Source organism: Roseateles asaccharophilus, from assembly GCF_031458115.1.
GTDB lineage: Bacteria > Pseudomonadota > Gammaproteobacteria > Burkholderiales > Burkholderiaceae_C > Pelomonas > Pelomonas asaccharophilus_A.
Window position 1 is genome coordinate 12,422 of the sequence record NZ_JAVDXV010000006.1, and the last position, 18,523, is coordinate 30,944.

Consider the following 18,523-nt stretch of genomic DNA (forward strand, 5'->3'; position numbering starts at 1 on the left):
GTCCGTGAAGACAGACAACTATTTCTCAGTGTTACCCGTTCCGGGGGGCTACAGCCTGAGCCCATACTGCCGATCTATCGAACGTGACCGGGTACTGGCCCTGTGCCCTGGCGCACGACGGAGCTGATACCGACACTTGGCTTGCACCCATACATCTCACGAGGAAGCAGACATGGCCTCCACTCCCCTTGCCAGAGCCAGCGCAGTCGCTGATGGTGCACGCCGTTCGCCGGTGTTCCTGCAGGTCGACAACACCATGGTCCGCGACCTGCTGGACGAGCAGGAACGGTCCGAGCCCTCGCCTGCCGCCGTGATCACCGCGCTGCGCTATCTGCCGCGACTGAAGGTGCCGGCGGTCGCCAAGCCCTCGCCGATCAGCGTCCGCCCGCTGCCCTACAGCCGCCAGGACATCACCGAGGACGACATCGCCGCCGTCGCGGCCGTGCTGCGCTCCGACTTTCTGACCCAGGGCCAGGAACTGCCGGCCTTCGAGGCGGAGTTCGCGGCCATTCACCAGCTGCCCCATGCCGTGGCCGTCAGCAACGCCACGGCCGCGCTGCACATCGCCTGTCTGGCGCTGGGCGTCGAGCCGGGCGACAGCGTCTGGACCTGCACCAACAGCTTCCTCGCCTCGGCCAATTGCGCGCGCTACTGCGGCGCCAGCGTCGATTTCATCGACATCGACCCCGCCACCCGCAACCTCAGCATCCCGCTGCTGGCCGAAAAACTGGCTGCCGCCGAGGCCGCGGGCACGCTGCCCCGCGTCGTCATCCCGGTGGACTTCGCCGGCCTGCCCTGCGACTGGCCCGCGCTGCGCGCGCTTGCCGACCGCTACGGCTTCAAGCTACTGCAGGACGCCTCGCACGCCACCGGCGCCACGCTGCACGGCAAGCCCATGGGCGCCGACTGGGCCGACATCACCGTCTTCAGCTTCCACGCCGTCAAGGTCGTGACCACCGCCGAAGGCGGCATGGCCTGCACCCGCGACGCCGAACTGGCCAAGTCCCTGCGCCTGCTGCGCTCGCACGGCATGGTGCGCAACGCCGAAGAGATGCAAGACACGCCCGACGGCCCTTGGACGTACGAGCAGCAGGATCTGGGCTTCAACTACCGCATGACCGACCTGCAGGCCGCGCTGGGCCGTTCCCAGCTGCGCCGCCTGGCCGACATGCAGGCGCACCGCGAAAAGCTGGCCAGCCGCTACGACCACCTGCTGCGCACGCTTCCCGTCAAGACACCGCCGCGGCATGCCGAGGCCAAGTCGTCCTGGCACCTGTACGCCATCGAGCTGGACGACAGCGTGCTGGAACGCATCAGCCGCGCCGCCGTGTTCGAAGGCCTGCGTGCCTGCGGCATCGGCGTGCAGGTGCACTACATCCCCATCCACACCCAGCCCTATTACCAGGCGCTGGGCTTCAAACGCGGCGACTTCCCCGCCGCCGAGGACTACTACGCCCGCACGATCTCGCTGCCGCTGTTCCCGGCCATGACGGACGCCGACCAGGACCGCGTCGTCGCCGCGCTGCAAGAACTGCTGAAGCCCTGAGGTGAAGCAGGCCCCTCGCCCGGTCTTGCACCGGCTGAACGCCGGCACGCCCGGCCGGTCCCCCGTGGGGACGGCGATGCTTGCGGCATCGAGCCGCAAGCACATCGCCCCACGCGGGCCGGCTTGGGAGCGGCCCGGCGCTCGGCCCGCAAGACCCCGGCTTCATGCGCCCAGGATGGTGGAAAACACCATGGGCAACTGACTTGGAACTCGCTCTCGGCACCGTTCAATTCGGCCTCGCCTACGGCGCGGTAGGCCGCGGTCACCAGGTCGACCCCACCACGGCGGCTCGCATCCTTGACGCCGCCTGGCAGGCCGGCGTGCGCTGCCTGGACACGGCCGCCGCCTATGGCGACATCGAGGCCCGGCTGGCGGACCTGTGCGGAGCCCACCCGTTCCGCATCATCAGCAAGATCGCGCCGCTGGGCGGCCTTGCGCCCGCCGAGCGGCCGGCCGCCGTACAGGCCAGCGTGGCGCGCTCGCTGGCGCGGCTGGGTGACCGGCTGGACGCGCTGCTCTTCCACAGCGTCGCCGACCTCGAAGCCGAGGACGGCGATGCGCTGTGGGCCATCGCCCGCGCCGCGCTGCGCGAGACAGGCCGGCCGCTGCGGCTGGGCGTCTCCTGCTACGCCCCCGAGGAACTGCAGCGCCTGCGGGCACGGCTTGACATCGAGGTCGCCCAACTCCCCGGCAATGCGCTGGACCAGCGCCTGGCCGCACAGCCCGCGTTCACCGAGGTGGAGCTGCATGTGCGCTCGGCCTTCCTGCAAGGCCTGCTGCTGGCGCCGGAGCGTGGCGCCGTCCGCGTACCCGCCGCGGCCACGGCCTTGCAGCGCTGGCAGCAGCGCTGCGCGGACGCCGGCCAGGCGCCCACCGAGGCGGCGCTGGGCATCGTCCAGGGCCTGCCCGGCGTGGCGGCCTGCGTGGTCGGCGTCGAGACGCTGGCGCAGTTCGACGAGATCGCCGCCGCCTGGCGGCACGCGCGCCCGCTGCACTGGCCCGAGCTGGCCAGCCCCGACGCCGACGCCTGGGATCCGCGCCGCTGGCCTTAGAGCCGGGCCGAACCTACACCCGGCGCCGCAAAACGGCGCGCTTTTCGCCGTCAAATCCCGGGCCCCGGCCATGCACGGCGCGCCATACTGGGCGACCCTCACTTCGCCCCCACCATGCACGTCGTCGCGATCATCCAAGCCCGAATGAGTTCCACGCGACTGCCGGGCAAGGTGCTGATGCCGCTGGCCGGCCGGCCGGTGCTGGCCCATGTCGTCGAGCGCGTCCGCCATTGCGAGCGAGTGGACGACGTCGTCGTGGCCACGTCCACCGACGCCTCTGACGACGCCCTCGAGGCCTGGTGCCGCGAGGCCGGCGTCGCCTGCTGGCGCGGCAGCCTGCACGACGTGCTGGACCGCTACCACCAGGCCGCGCAGGCCCACCGGGCCGACGCCATCGTGCGCATCACCGCCGACTGCCCGGCACTGGATCCGGCCATCGTCGACGAGGTGGTCGACGCCTTCGTGGCCGGTGGCTACGACTTCTGCAGCCTGGCCGGCGAGTTTCCCGACGGGCTGGACTGCTCCGTCTTCGCCGCCAGCGCCATCGCCCGCGCGCACCGCGAGGCGCGGCTGCCCTCCGAGCGTGAGCACGTGGGCCCCTACATCGAGAACCACCCCGAGTGGTTCAAGCTCGGCGCGGTGCGCAAGTTCACCGGCCTGGCCCACCACCGCTGGACGCTGGACGAGCCACGCGACTACGAATTCCTGCAGGCCGTGTTCGGCCGCCTGTACCGCGACGGCGCAGCGCCCTTCGGCGCGGCGGACGTGCTGGCCCTGCTGGAACGCGAGCCGCAGCTCACCGCCCTGAACGCCGACATCACCCGCAACGCGGGCTATCTGAAATCCCTGCAAGCCGACAAGCAACAAGACCATGCTCAGCCTTGATGAACTGAAGACCGGCCGAGGACCGGCCCTGTACCGCCAGGCCAAGGACCTGATTCCCGGCGGCACGCAGCTGCTGTCCAAGCGGCCGGAGATGTTCGCGCCCGACGTCTGGCCGTCGTACTACAGCAAGGCCAAGGGCTGCCGCGTCTGGGACCTGGACGGCCGCGAGTTCATCGACATGTCCATCATGGCCGTGGGCGCCTGCATCCTCGGCTACGCCGATGACGAGATCGACGACGCCGTCGTCACCGCCATCCGCAGCGGCGTCAACAGCTCGCTGAACTGTCCCGAGGAAGTCGAGCTGGCCGAGGCGCTGATAGCCCTGCACCCCTGGGCCGGCATGGTGCGCTACGCGCGCAGCGGCGGCGAGGCCATGGGCATGGCCGTGCGCATCGCGCGGGCCCACACGCGCCGCGACACCGTGCTGTTCAGCGGCTACCACGGCTGGAACGACTGGTACCTGGCCGCCAACCTCGGCGAGCGCGACGGCCTGGACGGCCAGCTGATGCCGGGCCTGCAGCCCAACGGCGTGCCGCGCGGCCTCACCGGCACGGCCATCCCCTTCCACTTCAACGACATCGACTCGCTGCGCGACACGATCAAGGGCAAGGAAGGGCAGATCGCCGCCATCATCATCGAGCCCGCCCGCGGCGAGGAAGCACCCGACGACTACCTGCGCAAGCTGCGCGAGATCGCCAACGAGATCGGCGCCGTGCTGGTGTTCGACGAGATCACCAGCGGCTACCGCATGTGCGCCGGCGGCATCCACCGCCGCTACGGCATCAACCCCGACATCGCCGTGTTCGCCAAGTCCATGGCCAACGGCTACGCGATGTCCGCCGTGCTCGGCACCGAGCGCGTCATGCAGGCGGCACAGACCACGTTCATCTCCAGCACCAACTGGACCGACCGCGTCGGCCCGGCGGCCGCGTTGGCCACGCTGCGCAAATACCGCCGCGAACGCGCCGAGGAGCGCCTGATCGCGCTGGGCAACCAGACCAAGGCGATCTGGACCGCCGCCGCGGCGAAGGCGGGCCTGTCCATCAGCGTGTCGGGCCTGCCCACGCTGGCCGCCTTCGGCTTCCAGCACCCGCAGGCAGTGGCCCTGAACACGCGCTTCACGGTCGAGATGCTGCAACGCGGCTTCCTGGGCTTCCGCCAGTTCAAGGCCTCGCTGGCCCACGGCGATGCCGAGATGGCGGCCTATGCGCAGGCCTGCGACGAGGTCTTCGCGCGGCTGGCCGCCCTGCCCGCCGATGCGCTGCTGGACACGCCGCCGCACCACGCGGGCTTCCAGCGCCTGACCAAGGAGTGAGGCCTTGAGCGCAACCCCATCCTGGCAGGCCGCCGACGGCTGCGTCCACACCGGCCCGCTGCTGCAGTCGGTCAACGGCTTCGATGTCGTCGCCTGCGAGGCCTGCGGCTTCAGCCACACGCTGCCGCTGCCGACGCCGCAGGAGCTGGAGCACATCTACTCGCACGAGTACTACACGCAGGAGAAGCCGCTCTACATCGAGCGCTACCTGGAAGACAAAGCCTGGTGGGACGAGGTCTATGCCGAGCGCTACGAGCGGCTGGAAGCCGAACTGCCGGCCGGACGCCGCCGCCTGCTGGACATCGGCTCCGGCCCGGGCCTGTTCCTGGCCGCCGGCCGGGAGCGTGGCTGGAACGTGATGGGCGTCGAGCCCTCGGAGCGCGCCAGCAGCTACAGCCGCGAGGTGCTGAAGCTCGACGTACGGTCCATGTTCCTGAACGAGGAAACCGCTCCCACGCTGGGCCAGTTCGACGTCGTCAACCTCGGCGAGGTGCTGGAGCACCTGCCCGACCCGGCCGGCATGCTGCGCCTCGTGCACGGCCTGCTCGCTCCCGGCGGCATGCTGGTGGCGCTGGTGCCCAACGACTTCAACCCCTTCCAGCGCGTGCTCAACGAGAGCATGGGCGTTGCGCCCTGGTGGGTGGCACCGCCCCATCACCTGAACTATTTCGACACGGACACCCTGCCCCGGCTCGTTCAGCGCTGCGGCTTCGAGGTGCGCCATGTCGAGACCACCTTCCCCATCGACCTGTTCCTGCTGATGGGCCACAACTACATCGGCAACGACACCCTCGGCCGGCAGGCCCATGCCATGCGCAAGACGCTGGAGATGAACCTGCGTGCCGGCGGCGAGACGGGTCGGGCGCTGAAGTCGCGACTGCACCGGGCCTTCGCCGGCCTGGGCCTGGGTCGCGAAGTGCTAGCCTTCGCGCGCAAGATAGACGACTCCCCTTCCCCCGCATGAGCAACCCACTTGACGACGGCTTCCTGCTCGCCAGCCCGCTGGCTCGCGAGCTGTACGCACGCGTCCAGGCCCTGCCGATCATCGACTACCACAGCCACCTGCCGGTGGACGTGCTGGCCTCGAACAAGCCGTTCACCAACCTGACCGATGTCTGGATCCGCGGCGACCACTACAAGTGGCGCGCGATGCGGCTCAACGGCATCCCCGAGGCGATGTGCAGTGGCTCGGCTGGTGACTTCGAGAAGTTCCAGGCCTGGGCCGCCACGGCGCCGTACACGCTGCGCAATCCGCTGCACCACTGGAACCGGCTGGAGTTGCGCCAGTCCTTCGGCATCGCGCGCGAGCTGACGCCGGCCACCGCGCAAGGCATCTGGGACGAGGCCAACGCGCTGCTGCAGACCGAGGCCTGCACGCCGCGCGGGCTGCTGGCGGGCCGCAACGTCCGCGTGCTGTGCACGACCGACGACCCGGCCGACGTGCTGACCCATCACGCCGCGCTGCGCGCCGACGAGAGTTTCGGCACCGCCGTCTACCCGACCTTCCGGCCCGACGCGGCCTGCGCGCTGCACGATGCGGCCGCCTTCAATACCTGGCTGGAACGCCTGCGCGCCGTCGTCGACCTGCCCGTCACCGACCTCGCCGGCCTGCTCGACGCCCTGCAGCGCCGCCATGCGGACTTCCACGACCTCGGCTGCCGCGTGTCGGACCATGGTCTCGAATCCATCGACGCCGTCGACTGCAGCGGCGCCGAAGCGGCCGGCCTGTTCGACCGCCTGCTGCGTGGCGAGGCGCTGTCCGGCGCGCAGCTGGCGCAATGGCGCAGCTTCCTGATGCAGCGCTTCGCCGAGTGGAACCATGCGCGTGGCTGGGTCATGATGCTGCACCTGGGCGCGCTGCGGAACAACAACAGCCGCATCTTCGCGCGCGTCGGGCTTGACACCGGCTGCGACTCCATCGGCGACTTCGACCAGGCCCGCGGCCTGAACCGTTTCCTCGACGCGCTGGACCGGGCCGGCAAGCTGCCCAAGACCATCCTCTTCAACTCCAACCCGGGCGACAACCTGCTGTTCGCCACCATTGCCGGCAACTTCTTCGAAGACGGCGTGCCAGGCAAGGTGCAGTACGGCCCCGCGTGGTGGTTCCTCGACACGGCCGGCGGCATGCTGGCGCAGTTCGACGCGCTGTCGGCGGTGGGCCTGGCCCAGCGCTTCGTCGGCATGGTCACCGACTCGCGCAGCTTCCTCTCGTTCTCGCGCCACGACTACTTCCGCCGCCTGATGTGCAACCTGTTCGCCAGCGAGGCGCTGGCCGGCCTGGTGCCGTCCGACGTGGAGCGTCTGGGCGGCGTGCTGGAGGCGATCTGCCACGGCAACGCGGCCGGCTATTTCAACTGGGAACGCCCGGCATGCTGAACGACACGAACCTGGTGTTGATCGGCGCCAGCGGCGCCATCGGCGGCAACTTCCTGGCGGCCGCGCTGGAGCGCAACGCCCGCGTGGTGAACCTGGGCCGCAACGCGCCCGCGCAGGCCGGGGTGCGGCACCTCGACGCCGACATCGCGTCGCTGGCTTCGCTGCAGGCCGCCGCCGACCAGGCCTTCGACGAACTGGGCCGCGTGGATATCGTCATCAACTTCGCCGGCACCCACCACAAGCCGATGGACTTCCTGCGTGACGACGCCGAGGAGTTGCTGAGCGAGTTCGACCGCGTCATCGCCGTCAACCTGCGCGGCGCCTTCGTCATCACGCAGGTACTGGGCCGGCGCCTGCTGGCGCAGCGCCACGGACACCTCATCCACCTGGCCTCCAACGCGTCACGGCTGTCGCTGTACGGCTCCTACGGCTACAACGCGTCCAAGCACGGGCTGGAAGGCCTCATCAAGACCGCGGCGGCGCAGTTTGCACCCCATGGCGTGCGCGTCAACGGTGTCGCGCCCGGCACCGTCGAGACCGCGCTGAACCGCCATCTGCTGCGCGACCCGGCCGACGGCAAGCCGACGCCGCGCGCCGCATCCATCCTGGCCCACACGCCCACCAAGCGCTTCGCCTCGCTCGACGGCATCACCGAGACGCTGCTGGCCACCTGCGTGCCGCAACGTCACCTGACCGGCAACCTGATCTTCTGCGACGACGGCTACAACGTCGAAGGCCATTCCTGGCCCGAAGGCAACCGCGCCGTCTACGACAGCAGCGCGGCCGTTGACGCGCTGTACCAACGACTACAAGGAGGCGCGCCCGCATGAGCACGACCGAACTCGACGACCGTGCCTGCGCCCTGTGCGCCTGCGGCGACTACCGGCTGGTCTGCGAAAAGGCAGGCGCCCGCTACGTGCAATGCGCCGGCTGCAGCGTCGTGCGGCAGCACCCCTATCCGTCGGCAGACGACATCGCCGACTACTACGAGCACTACCAGTCGCACAAGACCGCGCAGTCCGACTATCTCAGCGAGGCCGGCTATGAGGCGTTCAGGCGCGACAAGCTGCTGACCTTCGCCGACCTCGGCCTGCCGGCGGACGGCTTTGCCGGCAAGGCCGTGCTCGACGTCGGTTGCGCGACCGGGCAGTTCCTGCACATGCTGGCCGACAGCGGTGCCGCACGCATCCACGGCGTCGATGCGAGCGCCGAATGCATCGCGACGGCGCGCGCCAGCGGCCTGGACTGCGAGCGGACCGACTTCCTCGCGCTGCAGGGCCGCTACGACGTGCTCACGATGTGGCACCTGATCGAGCACCTGCCGCGGCCGCAGGACTTCCTGCAGCATGCGTACGAGTTGCTGGCGCCCGGCGGCTGGCTGCTGGTCGAGACGCCCGTCATCGGCCTCATCTCCGAGGCCTTCGGCGCCGACTGGCGCTACTTCATGCCGACCGAGCACATCAACCTGTTCACGCCGGACGCGCTGATCCGCTTCGCCTCGCAGGCCGGCTTCTCGATGCGCGGCCAGGTGCGCTTCGGCAGCGGCAACGACAGCGGCGTCGTGCCCGCCGTCAACAAGCGGGCGATGGACCGCATCGCCAAACAGTCCGGCTTCGGCGACACGCTGGTGCTGTGGCTGGTCAAGAACCCCTGAACACCATGTCCACTCCCTCCCAAGAAGCCATCCTGATCGTCAGCGCGGGCATGATGCAGATCCCCGCGATCAAGACCGCCAAGGCGCTGGGCCTGCGCGTGGTGGCCACCGACCGCAACGCCAATGCGCCGGGCTTCGCGCTGTGCGACGAGGCCGTGGTGCTCGACTCCAAGGACGTGGACGGCCACGTGCGCTTCGCGCTGGAGCATCGCGAGCGTCTCAACCTGCGCGCCGCCTTCGCCGGCTCCGACATCGCCGTCACCGTCGCCGCCGTCACGAACGCGCTGGGCCTGCCCGGCATCCCGCTCGACGTCGCGCAGCGCTCCAACAACAAGGGCCTGATGAAGGAGCGCTGGCTGCGCGACGGTATCCCCACGCCGTTCGGCGCCGAGGTGCAGACGCTGGAAGAAGCACGCCAGGTGCTCAAGCGCACTGGCTTCCCCGCCATCGTCAAGGCCGTGGACAACGCGGCCTCGCGCGGCAGCATGAAGATCGAATCCGAGGCGGAACTGCCGCAGGCGCTGGAGCAGGCACGCGCCGCGTCGCGCACCGGCACGGCCATCGTCGAGCAGTACGTGGTGGGCGCCGAGCAGAGCGTCGAGACCATCGTCTGGCAGGGCCGCCACTACCACGTCGGCATGGCCGACCGCGAGTTCGGCTACCACCCCTTCCACATCGAGACCGCGCACAACGACCCCTCGCTGCTGGGCGACGACACGCAGCGCCGCATCTACGAGGTGGTGGACGCGGCCGCCGATTCGCTGGGCATCACCTTCGGCCCGGCCAAGGCCGACATGATCATGACCGCCAGCGGCCCCATGATCCTGGAGATGCCCGCGCGGCTCAGCGGCGGCTTCCACTCGCAGTACACGACGCCGCTGTCCACCGGCCAGGACCCCATCCGCGCCGTCATGGAGATTTCGCTGGGTCGCCCGCTGGACGAAGCGCTGATCCGCCCGCGCCAGCACCGCACGGCGATCTGCGCCGGCATCTTCCCGCCGCCCGGCCGCATCAAGGCCATCGAAGGGCTGGAAGCCGCGCGCGCCCTGCCCGGCATCGAGCAGGTCATCGTCACGCGCCAGGTCGGCGATGTGGTCACCGAGTACATCGACAACGGCTGCCGCTTCTGCTGGGTCATCGGCGTCGGCGACGACAAGGCGCAGGCGCAGGCCGCCATAGCGCGCGCACGCGCCACCATCCGCATCGAGGTCGAGCCGGCCGCCTGAAGCCGCCCGCCGCATCCACCACATACCCCAACCGCCGCAACGGAGGGCCCCGTGAACGTCCCATTCATCGCCGAAGTCTCCAGCAACCACGCGCAAGACCTGCAACGCTCCTTCGACTTCATTGATCGCTCGGCCGAGGTGGGCTGCGCCGTCGTCAAGTTCCAGCTGTTCAAGGTCGAGTCGCTGTTCTCGCCCGAAGCGTTGAAGAGCAAGCCCGACCTGCTCAAGCGCAAGGCCTGGGAGCTGCCGCTGGACTTCCTGCCCAGGCTGGCCGACCGCTGCAAGAGCCGCGGCGTCGCCTTCAGCTGCACGCCCTTCTACCTGGAAGCCGTGGCAGAACTCGCGCCCTACGTGGACTTCTACAAGGTTGCCTCCTACGAGCTGATGTGGGATGACCTGCTCGCCGCCTGCGCGGCCACCGGCAAGGGCGTCGTGCTGTCGACGGGCATGGCCACCATGGAAGAGATCGTTCACGCCACCGACGTGCTGAAGAAGAACGGCTGCGCCGCACCGACGCTGCTGCACTGCACCTCGGCCTACCCGACGCCTTACCAGGAGGCCAACCTGGCCGCCATCGAGACGCTGCGCCAGGCCACGGGCTGCGCGGTCGGCTGGTCCGACCATACGGTGCAACCCGGCGTCATCCACCGCGCCGTGCACCGCTACGGCGCCTCCATGGTGGAGTTCCACATCGACCTCGACGGCCAGGGCGACGAGTACGCCGCCGGCCACTGCTGGCTGCCCGACCAGATCGGCGCGGTCATCCGCGACCTGTCCATCGGCTTCGGCGCCGAAGGCGACGGCGTGAAGGCGCCCGTGGCGTCCGAACTGCCCGACCGGCTCTGGCGTGCCGACCCGAGCGACGGCCTGCGCCCGCTGCTGGAGATGCGCGCCCGCCTGCAAGCGGCGTGATGCCCATAGGCCGCGCGCCGCGCGTGCTGCTGGCCTGCCAGGCCGGCACCGGCGTCGGCCTGGGCCACCTGAGTCGCACACTGGTGGCCGCCCGCGCGCTGCAGCGCCTGCCGCAGGCCGAGGTGCAGCTGCTGGTGCAGGCCGAGCCCCTCGTGCACGCCGGCCTGGCGGCGTTCGAGCACCGCGTCATTCCGCCCGGCGGCGACCTGGCCGAAGCCATCGACAGCGCCGTGGCCGATGTGCTGGTGCTGGACCTTCAAGCCCAGCGCATCCCCGCCGACTTTCCCGCCTGGCTGCGGCGCTGGCGCAGCGCCGGCCGCAAGCTCGTGGCCATCGACGCGCTGCTGCCGCTGCGCGCCGAGCTGGATCTCGTGCTGATGCCGACCTTCCACTTCGTGCCGCCACCGGGCCTGCCCGACGGTGCTCCCATCCTGCACGGCTGGGACTGCTACCTCATCGACGGCGACGCGCCGGCACGCCCCTGGCAGCCCGGCCCGCGCGTGCTGGCGCTGACCGGCGGCAGCGACGCCACCCACCTGGGCCAACACTGGCCCGCGCTGATCGACGCGCAGCTGCCCGACGGCAGCGAGGTGCACTGGGTGACCGGCCCCTACGCCCAGCCGCCCGCCCTACCCGCACGGCCGCGCCTGGGCTGGCGCGAGCACGTGGCGCCCAGCGGGCTGCAGCCGCTGATGCGCGCCAGCGACTACGCGGTGACGGTCTATGGCGTCAGCTTCTACGAGCTGCTGCACCTGGGCGTGCCCACCGTCGTGTTCTCGCCCTACGGGAGCAAGGACAATGCCGAACTCGCGGCCGTGGCAGCGGCCGGCGTGGCACGGGTGGCTGCCGATGAGCGCGAGGCCACCCAGCTGCTGGCCGGCCTGATGCAGGATGCGACCCAGGCCGCGACGCTCTCGCGCAGCGCACGCGATCACCTCCACACGCCCGGCGGCGAGCGCCTCGCCCGCGCCATTCAAGCCCTGCTGACCTGACCATGCCCCAAGGCTATCTGCTGTTCCACCTGAACCTGGCGTTCTCGTCGATCAAGACCGAGCTGTACCCCGAGGTCATCGCGAAATGCTACTGGCCGCTGCTGCGCCTGGCCGAGCAGCGCCACCTGCCGCTGGGCATCGAGCTGACCGGCTGGACGCTGCAGCAGATCGAGTCGCTGGACCCGGCCTGGGTGCGCAAGTTCCGCGAGCTGCTGAAGGCCGGGCGCTGCGAGCTGATAGGCAGCGGCTGGACGCAGATGATCGGCCCGCTGGCGCCGTTTGAGGCCAACCGCTGGAACCAGCGCCTGGGGCTGGAGGCCTACCACCGCCTGCTGGGCACGACGCCCGCCATCGTGCTCGTCAACGAGATGGCCTACTCGACCGGCATGGTCGATGTCTACGCGGAGGCCGGCTACCGCGGCCTGGTCATGGACCGCGACAACGTGCGCCTGGCGCTGGGCCTGGCCGGTGCGCCGCTGGGCGCGACGCCCACGCACGCGCTGGGCTGCGGCGAGGCTGACGACGCCACGGCCCTGCCGGTGCTGTGGGGCGACTCCATCCTGTTCCAGAGCCTGCAGCGCGTCGTGCATGGCGACAAGCCCATGGCCGAGTACCTGGCCTACGTGCAGCGGCGCGCGGCGCGCGACGGCACGCTGCTGCCCATCTACTGCAACGACGCCGAGATCTTCGACTTCCGCCCCGGCCGCTTCACCACCGAGGCCGTGCTGAGCGGCGACAGCGAGTGGCAGCGGCTGGCCCAGCTGTGCGACCGCCTCGAGGCCGACCTGGGCCTGCAGTGGCTCAGCCCGTCGGCCGCGCTGGCCGAGCTACAGGCCCGCCTGCCGCGCCAGGCACGGCGGCTGTCGTCGGTGGCCCACCCCATCCCGGTCAAGAAGCAGGCCAAGTACAACATCAACCGCTGGTCCGTCACGGGCCGCGACGACCTAGCGCTGAACTCCGACTGCCACCGCCTCTGCGCGGCGCTGCAGGCCAGCGCTTCGCAGGACCCGGAAGCCTGGCGCGCGCTGTGCGAGCTGTGGGCCAGCGACCTGCGCACCCACATCACCGACGCCCGCTGGCAGCTGGCCAGCGAGCGGCGCACGGCGGGGCTGGACAAGCTGGGACCGGCCACCGCCGCCACCGCCGACACGCTGGCGTGGCAGACGCTGGAGCATTTCACGCCGCCCGCCGGTGTCACGCTGGCGCTGGACCCCTCCGCCATCCTGCTGGCGCTGACCGCGCCCGGCGTGTCGATGACGCTGAACCTGCGCCGCGGCGCCACCATCGCGTCGCTGGCCTTCGCGTCGACCGGTGGGCGGCCGGTCATCGGCACGCTGGATCAGGGCTATTTCGACAGCATCGAACTGGGCGCGGACTTCTATTCGGGCGGCGTGCTGCTGGAGTCGCCGGTGACTCGCCAGCGCCTGGCCGACCTCGAATGGGTGACGCCCGAGTTCGCCGCGCACGACGGCCAATTGCTGCTGCGCGCCCGGCTGCGCTTCGCCGACGGGCAGCTGGAGAAGCGCATCGGCATCGACCTGGCCACGGAGCGGGTCACGCTGGGCTATCACTTCGACGGCGTCTCGCGCCCGCTGGGCAGCCTGCGCGTGGCCGTGCTGACGTTGCTGCACGAACATCTGCAGGAGCCGCTGCGGCTGCACTGCACGCAGGGCGGCCCGGCGCCCGAGACCTTTGTGCTGGACCAGCCCGCCGCGCACGCCGAGCCGGCGTCCACGCTGGTGTCCAGCACCGCCGGCTTCGGCGCCACCGATGGCCAGCTGCTGCTTGAGGACGCGCGTGGCCCACTGCTGGCGCTGCGCTGGGACCCGACGCGCTGCGCGGCCGTGCCGATGCTGAGCCACCGGCACGCCAGCCCCGCCCCGTTCACGCGGCTGAAGTTCTCGCTGGCGGAACTGGACGACACCGCGCGCGCCGGCGGCACGCTGCGGGACTTCGAGTTGACGATCGCGCCGCGGTAGCTTAGTGACGCAGCCAGTGGCGCAGCGGCTGCGCCCCCTCCTGGCGGGCCAGCACGAGCCGGTGCTGGCCGGCGCGGAAATCGCGGAAATAAGCCGGATTGGCGGCCAGCAGCCGCAGCCGCGCCAGCAGCTCGACGAGGTTCATGCGCGGCGCGACGCCGGCATCGACGATGCTCCACTCGTCGCCCGCCAGCGGCCGGATCTCGGCCTGCAGCACTGCCAGCCCGGCACCCAGCAGCTCATGCAGGCCGGAGGTGGGCGCGTCGTAGCCGATGACGAGGTCGCAGCCGCGGCCAAAGTCCAGCAGACTGCCCTGCGCGCCGGCGAACAGGTCGTCGGCCGGCACCCCCAGCCGCTCGGCCAGCAGCAGGGCCGGCGTTTCGGCCATCCGGATGCGCCAGCGCAGCGCAAGCCCCAGCGCGCGGCAGCCCTCGGCGAGCTGGCGCAGGCCGGCGGCGTAGTCCTCGAAGTTCAGCAGGCTCACGCCATTGGCGCTGAGGCCGTTCAGCACCACGCCGACGGTCGCCAGGCGCGGCGCGGTGACCTCCTCCTGCTGCCACGCGCCCGGGAAAGCCAGCCGCTGCGCCAGCAGCGCGCGGCCGCCCAGGTCCACGCAGGGGCCATCCTGCAGGCCGTGGTGCAGGCACTGCACCTGCAGCCCGTCGCTGTTGAACACCGGCTGGTTGAAGACCTTGGAATGCGGCACCATGGTCACGGGCAGCCGGTGCCGGGCCGCGAAGCTCAGCAGCGCGCCGTGCACGGTGGAATCGTGGTTGGACAGCAGCAGCCGGCGCGGCAGCCGGCCGGCGAAATGCTGCTCCAGCCACAGGCACAGTAGGCCTTGCGCCTGCAGCGCCTGCCACAAGGCCTGCACCTGGGTTTCCAGGAAGTTCGCGTTCAACAGCAGCGGCTGCAGATGCGCGCGCAGCAGCGCGCAGACCGGGGCGGCCAGTTCGTCCAGCAACGCCAGCGCGGCCGGCGGCAGCAGCCCGCGCACCACGGCGCTGTCGACCAGCCCGCTGGCCGGCAGGCCTTCCAGCGCCACGTCGTAGACCTCGGCGCTGAGCACGCCGCAGCGCAGGCCGCTGGCCAGCAGCTCCTGGCGGAAATACTCGGCGTCGTGGAAGCAGGTGGGCAGGTGGCACAGCAGCTCCACGTCGCCCGGCAACTGCCGCAGGTCCGGCAACTGGCTGCCCTCCAGCGTCGGCACGTCGAAGCTGTAGGCCGTGTGCGGCAGGCCGCGGGCGCGCAGTTGCTCCACCAGCATCAGCCCCGGCACGAAGGAGTGCGCGCCATAGCGATGCGGCTGGCGCGGCAGCAGAACATGCCAGTGCTCGGGGCGCAGCTCGGCGGTGGCCTGCTGCCACACGGCGCGATAGCCCAAGGCGGTCCAGAAGAACTGCTGGAAGCGGTGCGCCGACCAGGGCACCACATCGGCCCCCGGCGCCAGGCGCTGCAGCAACGGTGCCAGCGCGCGGCTCAGCGCCAGCGCGCGGGCCTGCGCGTCGATCGCGGCAGCGCGGGTCGCGGCCGGGTCCACGCGCGTGTAGACCTCAGGTTCCGGCAGGGGGTGGTGCAGCACGCGGGCATGGTTCAGCGGGTCGACCAGCAGCACCCGCGCCTGCTGCTGCTCGACGAGCAAGGCCGCTGAAGGCAGGTCCAGGCGATGGGCGACGGCGATCAGGCCTGGCATCGGCACGTCCCCTGCTGCGGGATGTGGGGCGGCAGCACCGCGACGACTTCGCTCACTCGCTCTCCAGACGGATCCAGACGGAAAAAGGCCGCCAACGGCGGCCGGGGCTTACCTCAACGCAGACATCACGCCCGGTCCCAGGGACCACAGCAGGGCCAGCGCCTGCTGCGCCTCGAACAGCGTGCTGAGCTGGGCGACGCGCAGGGAATAGTAGTCGGACTCCGCGCCCATCACGTCGAACAGCGAGCGCCGGCCCATCTGCTGCCACTGCACCAGCGTCGCGGCGCGCAGCCGCTCGCTGTTGCGCAGGATCTCGACGATGCGGCGCGAGCGATCCAGCGCGGCCTCGGCCGAGCTGTAGAGGTCGCTCATCTGGTAGACCTTGGCGTTCAGGGCGTCACGCACCTGCGCCTCGGCCGCTTCGGCGCGCTTGCTGGCGGCCTGCTCGGCGGCCTGCTGGCCCGGTTGCAGGATGGGCACGGTCAGGCTGACGCCGGCGTTCCATTCGCCGGCCTTGCTGCCCTTGTTCGTCACGGTGGCCACGCCGGCACCGCCCAGGTTGACCTGCGGCTTGCCCTGGGCCGACACGCTCTCGGCATAGCGGCGCTGCGCGCGCGAGTTGGCCTGCAGCGCCAGCACGTCGGCCGACTGGGCCGCCGCCTGGCGCAGGTTCTCCAGGTCCGGCAGCTGGTTCAGCACGGCCGCGTAGCTGGCGCTGGGCGGCAGCTGGTCGCCCACCAGGCGCTTCAGCCGGAACTCGGTGGAGCGCAGCGCGCTGATGGTCTGCTCCATCGACAGCTCGGCCGTCATCTGGCTCTTCTGCGCCTGGATCAGCTCGCTGGCGCGGCCCTTGTCGACCTTGACGACGCCTTCCAGCGCCTCGACGAGACAGGCCATGCGGCGCATGTACTGGCGGTAGATCTGCGCCTGCAGCAGCAGGCGGCCGCGGTCCAGCGAGAAGTTGACGACCTGCACCGAGATCTGTTGCTCGGCGTTGAACAGGCCTTGCCGTGACGCCTCGGCCAGCTGCGCGCGCCAGGCGCTGTTGGAGGCGGTGCGGCCGGCGTCCCACAGCGGCATGCTGAAGCCCAGCGTCAGCTGCGACTGCGCCTGCTGCTGGCGCAGTCCGTTGACATGCTGGCCCGCGGCGGCACCGCTGACCGTGGCGTTCACGCTGGGCTTGTTGGCCTCGCTGGCCTGCACCCAGTCGTCACGCGCGGCCTGGGCCAACAGCGTGGCGGCGCCGATCTGCTCGCTGCGGCGCAGCGCCGTGTCCACCAGCGACACCAGTTGGCCGCGCGGGTCGGCAGAGGCGATGGACAGGTCCACGCCTCTGGCCTTGTCGGCAACGACGGCGGCGTCGTCCTCGCCACAGCGCAGCTGCGCCCACGCAGGCATGGCAATGCCGCAGGCCAGAGCCAGTGGCAGGAGGCGATGGAGGGCACGCATGTTCGGAACTACGGCAGGAGACAGCACGGGCTCCACTAGACCATGTGCACCCCCGAGCGAAAGGCTGGAGAAGCAGTGCCGTCGGGCCGCTATTCCACCGGGCCGAGCGCCGGGCCGCTCCCAAGCCGGCCCGCTCTGGCGATGTGCGTGCCGGTCGAACCGGCACGCATCGCCGTCCCCTCGGGGGACCGACCAGCACGCCTGCGTCCAGCATGGCGGGCTGGGCGAGGGGCTAACGTTCCCGCAACGCTTCCTGGGACCTCAGCAGCGGCCGCAGCAGATAGCTCAGCACCGTGCGCTCGCCGGTCTTGATCTCGACCGTGGCCGCCATGCCAGGGATGACCGGCAGCGGCTCGCCGTTGCGCATCAGCGTGTTCTGCTCGGCGCGCACCAGCGCGCGGTAGTAGCGCGCGTCGCCGGTGGCGGCGGACAGCTTCTCGTTGTCGCCCAGCGTGTCGGCGCTGATGACCTCGATCTTGCCTTCCAGGCCGCCGTTGATGTTGTAGTCGTAGCCGGCGATCTTCATGATGGCGCGCTGGCCGACCTGGATGAAGCCCACCTCGCTGGGCGGTATGCGCGCCTCGATCAGCACCGTGGGGCCCAGCGGCACGATCTCCATGATGGGCGAGCCGCTGGTGACGACGCCGCCCAGCGTCGTGATGCGGATGGCCTTCACGATGCCATGCACCGGCGAGCGCAGCACGGTGCGCTTCATCGCGTCCTGGCGCACGACCTGCTGCTCGTCCAGCGCCGCCAGCTCATTCTCCTGCCGCGCCAGTTCCTGGCTGGCCTCCTGGCGGAAGCGGCTGACGCGCTCCTGGCGCTGCTGTCGGAGGTCGTTGATCTGGCGGTTCACGCGCATGACCTCGACCTCGGACATCAGGCCCTTGGCCGACAGGTCCTGCGCCACCTTCAACTCACGGGCCAGCAGGCCGATGCTGCGATCCAGGCTGGAGACGGCCTCGTCCAGCAGCCGCTGGCGGGCCTCGAAGGCCTGCCTTTCCAGCGCCACCGCTTCGGACTTGGCCGGCACGTCGGCCGGCAGCTCGAACTTGCCGCCATAGGCCTCGGCCCGCAGCCGCGCGACGGCCACGCGCATCGCCGTGCGGCGCAGCGCGCCTTCGTTCTCCTGCGCTTCCACGCGGGTCGGGTCCAGCCGCGCCAGTTCCTGGCCCGCCTGCACCTCTTCGCCCTCGCGCACCTTCAGCTCGGCCAGCAGGCCGCTGTCCAGGCTGGCGATAACCTGCTCGCGCGCCTCGGGCACGACGCGGCCCTGCACGCGGCTGATCTGGTCCACCTCGGCGATGCTGGCCCACACGATGGCGACGACCATCGCCGCCGCCAGCAGGTACAGCGCCCACATCGAGCGCGGCAAGGGTTCGTCGGCGAGCGCATTCGCCAATGCGCTCGTGAACATGCCTTCCTGTCGACCACCCGCCATCGC

At 70.7% G+C, this 18,523-nt stretch carries 15 protein-coding genes; 12 read left to right on the forward strand and 3 right to left on the reverse strand.

All coding sequences use genetic code 11. The annotated features are described in order from the left end of the window. Window positions 1-172 precede the first annotated feature (172 nt). The 12 genes from pseC to J2X21_RS15400 all read left to right on the forward strand — a co-directional run bounded on the left by pseC (window position 173) and on the right by J2X21_RS15400 (window position 13,937). Window positions 173-1,546 (forward strand): UDP-4-amino-4,6-dideoxy-N-acetyl-beta-L-altrosamine transaminase, encoded by a 1,374-nt coding sequence (pseC, locus tag J2X21_RS15345; RefSeq protein WP_310330070.1) that lies wholly within the window; start codon window positions 173-175, stop codon window positions 1,544-1,546. Window positions 1,547-1,749: 203 nt separating this feature from the next. Further along, a complete protein-coding gene (locus tag J2X21_RS15350; RefSeq protein WP_310330071.1) occupies window positions 1,750-2,598 on the forward strand; it encodes an aldo/keto reductase in 849 nt (282 codons plus the stop codon). Window positions 2,599-2,712: 114 nt separating this feature from the next. Next, window positions 2,713-3,483 (forward strand): cytidylyltransferase domain-containing protein, encoded by a 771-nt coding sequence (locus J2X21_RS15355; protein WP_310330072.1) that lies wholly within the window; start codon window positions 2,713-2,715, stop codon window positions 3,481-3,483. Further along, a complete protein-coding gene (locus J2X21_RS15360) occupies window positions 3,470-4,798 on the forward strand; it encodes an aminotransferase class III-fold pyridoxal phosphate-dependent enzyme (RefSeq protein WP_310330073.1) in 1,329 nt (442 codons plus the stop codon). Before J2X21_RS15355 ends, J2X21_RS15360 begins: the two co-directional genes overlap by 14 nt. 4 nt (window positions 4,799-4,802) lie before the next feature. Then, entirely contained in the window at window positions 4,803-5,762 is a 960-nt protein-coding gene (locus J2X21_RS15365) for a class I SAM-dependent methyltransferase (protein WP_310330074.1), read from the forward strand. Further along, complete coding sequence (uxaC, locus tag J2X21_RS15370) at window positions 5,759-7,174, forward strand: glucuronate isomerase (RefSeq protein ID WP_310330075.1); 1,416 nt, start codon at window positions 5,759-5,761, stop codon at window positions 7,172-7,174. The genes J2X21_RS15365 and uxaC overlap by 4 nt, the downstream gene beginning before the upstream one ends. Further along, on the forward strand, window positions 7,168-8,004 hold the full coding sequence (locus J2X21_RS15375; RefSeq protein ID WP_310330076.1) for an SDR family NAD(P)-dependent oxidoreductase: 837 nt from the start codon (window positions 7,168-7,170) through the stop codon (window positions 8,002-8,004). The genes uxaC and J2X21_RS15375 overlap by 7 nt, the downstream gene beginning before the upstream one ends. Next, the gene (locus J2X21_RS15380; protein ID WP_310330077.1) at window positions 8,001-8,828 is read left to right on the forward strand and encodes a class I SAM-dependent methyltransferase; all 828 of its coding nucleotides are present in this window, start codon (window positions 8,001-8,003) and stop codon (window positions 8,826-8,828) included. The genes J2X21_RS15375 and J2X21_RS15380 overlap by 4 nt, the downstream gene beginning before the upstream one ends. Before the next feature lie 5 nt (window positions 8,829-8,833). Continuing rightward, window positions 8,834-10,054, forward strand: a complete 1,221-nt coding sequence (locus J2X21_RS15385) for an ATP-grasp domain-containing protein (protein ID WP_310330078.1) — start codon at window positions 8,834-8,836, stop codon at window positions 10,052-10,054. A 51-nt stretch (window positions 10,055-10,105) separates the two neighbouring features. Next, window positions 10,106-10,966 carry an N-acetylneuraminate synthase family protein gene (locus J2X21_RS15390; protein WP_310330079.1) on the forward strand — a complete coding sequence of 287 codons (861 nt, stop codon included), beginning with the start codon at window positions 10,106-10,108 and terminating at the stop codon, window positions 10,964-10,966. Then, window positions 10,966-11,958 (forward strand): hypothetical protein, encoded by a 993-nt coding sequence (locus J2X21_RS15395; protein ID WP_310330081.1) that lies wholly within the window; start codon window positions 10,966-10,968, stop codon window positions 11,956-11,958. The genes J2X21_RS15390 and J2X21_RS15395 overlap by 1 nt, the downstream gene beginning before the upstream one ends. A gap of 2 nt (window positions 11,959-11,960) precedes the next feature. After that, window positions 11,961-13,937 carry a hypothetical protein gene (locus tag J2X21_RS15400; protein ID WP_310330083.1) on the forward strand — a complete coding sequence of 659 codons (1,977 nt, stop codon included), beginning with the start codon at window positions 11,961-11,963 and terminating at the stop codon, window positions 13,935-13,937. A 1-nt stretch (window position 13,938) separates the two neighbouring features. Here the strand turns inward: J2X21_RS15400 and J2X21_RS15405 are convergent, their stop codons facing one another. The 3 genes from J2X21_RS15405 to J2X21_RS15415 form a co-directional block, all read right to left on the reverse strand. After that, window positions 13,939-15,636, reverse strand: coding sequence for a hypothetical protein (locus J2X21_RS15405; protein WP_310330084.1), 1,698 nt, complete (start codon window positions 15,634-15,636; stop codon window positions 13,939-13,941). 102 nt (window positions 15,637-15,738) lie between these two features. Further along, complete coding sequence (locus tag J2X21_RS15410) at window positions 15,739-17,079, reverse strand: TolC family protein (RefSeq protein ID WP_310330086.1); 1,341 nt, start codon at window positions 17,077-17,079, stop codon at window positions 15,739-15,741. Window positions 17,080-17,311: 232 nt separating this feature from the next. Continuing rightward, window positions 17,312-18,496, reverse strand: coding sequence for an HlyD family type I secretion periplasmic adaptor subunit (locus J2X21_RS15415; protein ID WP_310330088.1), 1,185 nt, complete (start codon window positions 18,494-18,496; stop codon window positions 17,312-17,314). Window positions 18,497-18,523: the final 27 nt, after the last annotated feature.

Coding starts and splice junctions, on each gene's coding strand:
- J2X21_RS15400 (WP_310330083.1), top strand. CDS start 11,961: ATGCCCCAAGGCTATCTGCTGTTCCACCTGAACCTGGCGTTCTCGTCG.
- pseC (WP_310330070.1), top strand. CDS start 173: ATGGCCTCCACTCCCCTTGCCAGAGCCAGCGCAGTCGCTGATGGTGCA.
- J2X21_RS15380 (WP_310330077.1), top strand. CDS start 8,001: ATGAGCACGACCGAACTCGACGACCGTGCCTGCGCCCTGTGCGCCTGC.
- J2X21_RS15355 (WP_310330072.1), top strand. CDS start 2,713: ATGCACGTCGTCGCGATCATCCAAGCCCGAATGAGTTCCACGCGACTG.
- J2X21_RS15410 (WP_310330086.1), bottom strand. CDS start 17,079: ATGCGTGCCCTCCATCGCCTCCTGCCACTGGCTCTGGCCTGCGGCATT.
- J2X21_RS15360 (WP_310330073.1), top strand. CDS start 3,470: ATGCTCAGCCTTGATGAACTGAAGACCGGCCGAGGACCGGCCCTGTAC.
- J2X21_RS15385 (WP_310330078.1), top strand. CDS start 8,834: ATGTCCACTCCCTCCCAAGAAGCCATCCTGATCGTCAGCGCGGGCATG.
- J2X21_RS15395 (WP_310330081.1), top strand. CDS start 10,966: ATGCCCATAGGCCGCGCGCCGCGCGTGCTGCTGGCCTGCCAGGCCGGC.
- J2X21_RS15415 (WP_310330088.1), bottom strand. CDS start 18,496: ATGTTCACGAGCGCATTGGCGAATGCGCTCGCCGACGAACCCTTGCCG.
- J2X21_RS15375 (WP_310330076.1), top strand. CDS start 7,168: ATGCTGAACGACACGAACCTGGTGTTGATCGGCGCCAGCGGCGCCATC.
- uxaC (WP_310330075.1), top strand. CDS start 5,759: ATGAGCAACCCACTTGACGACGGCTTCCTGCTCGCCAGCCCGCTGGCT.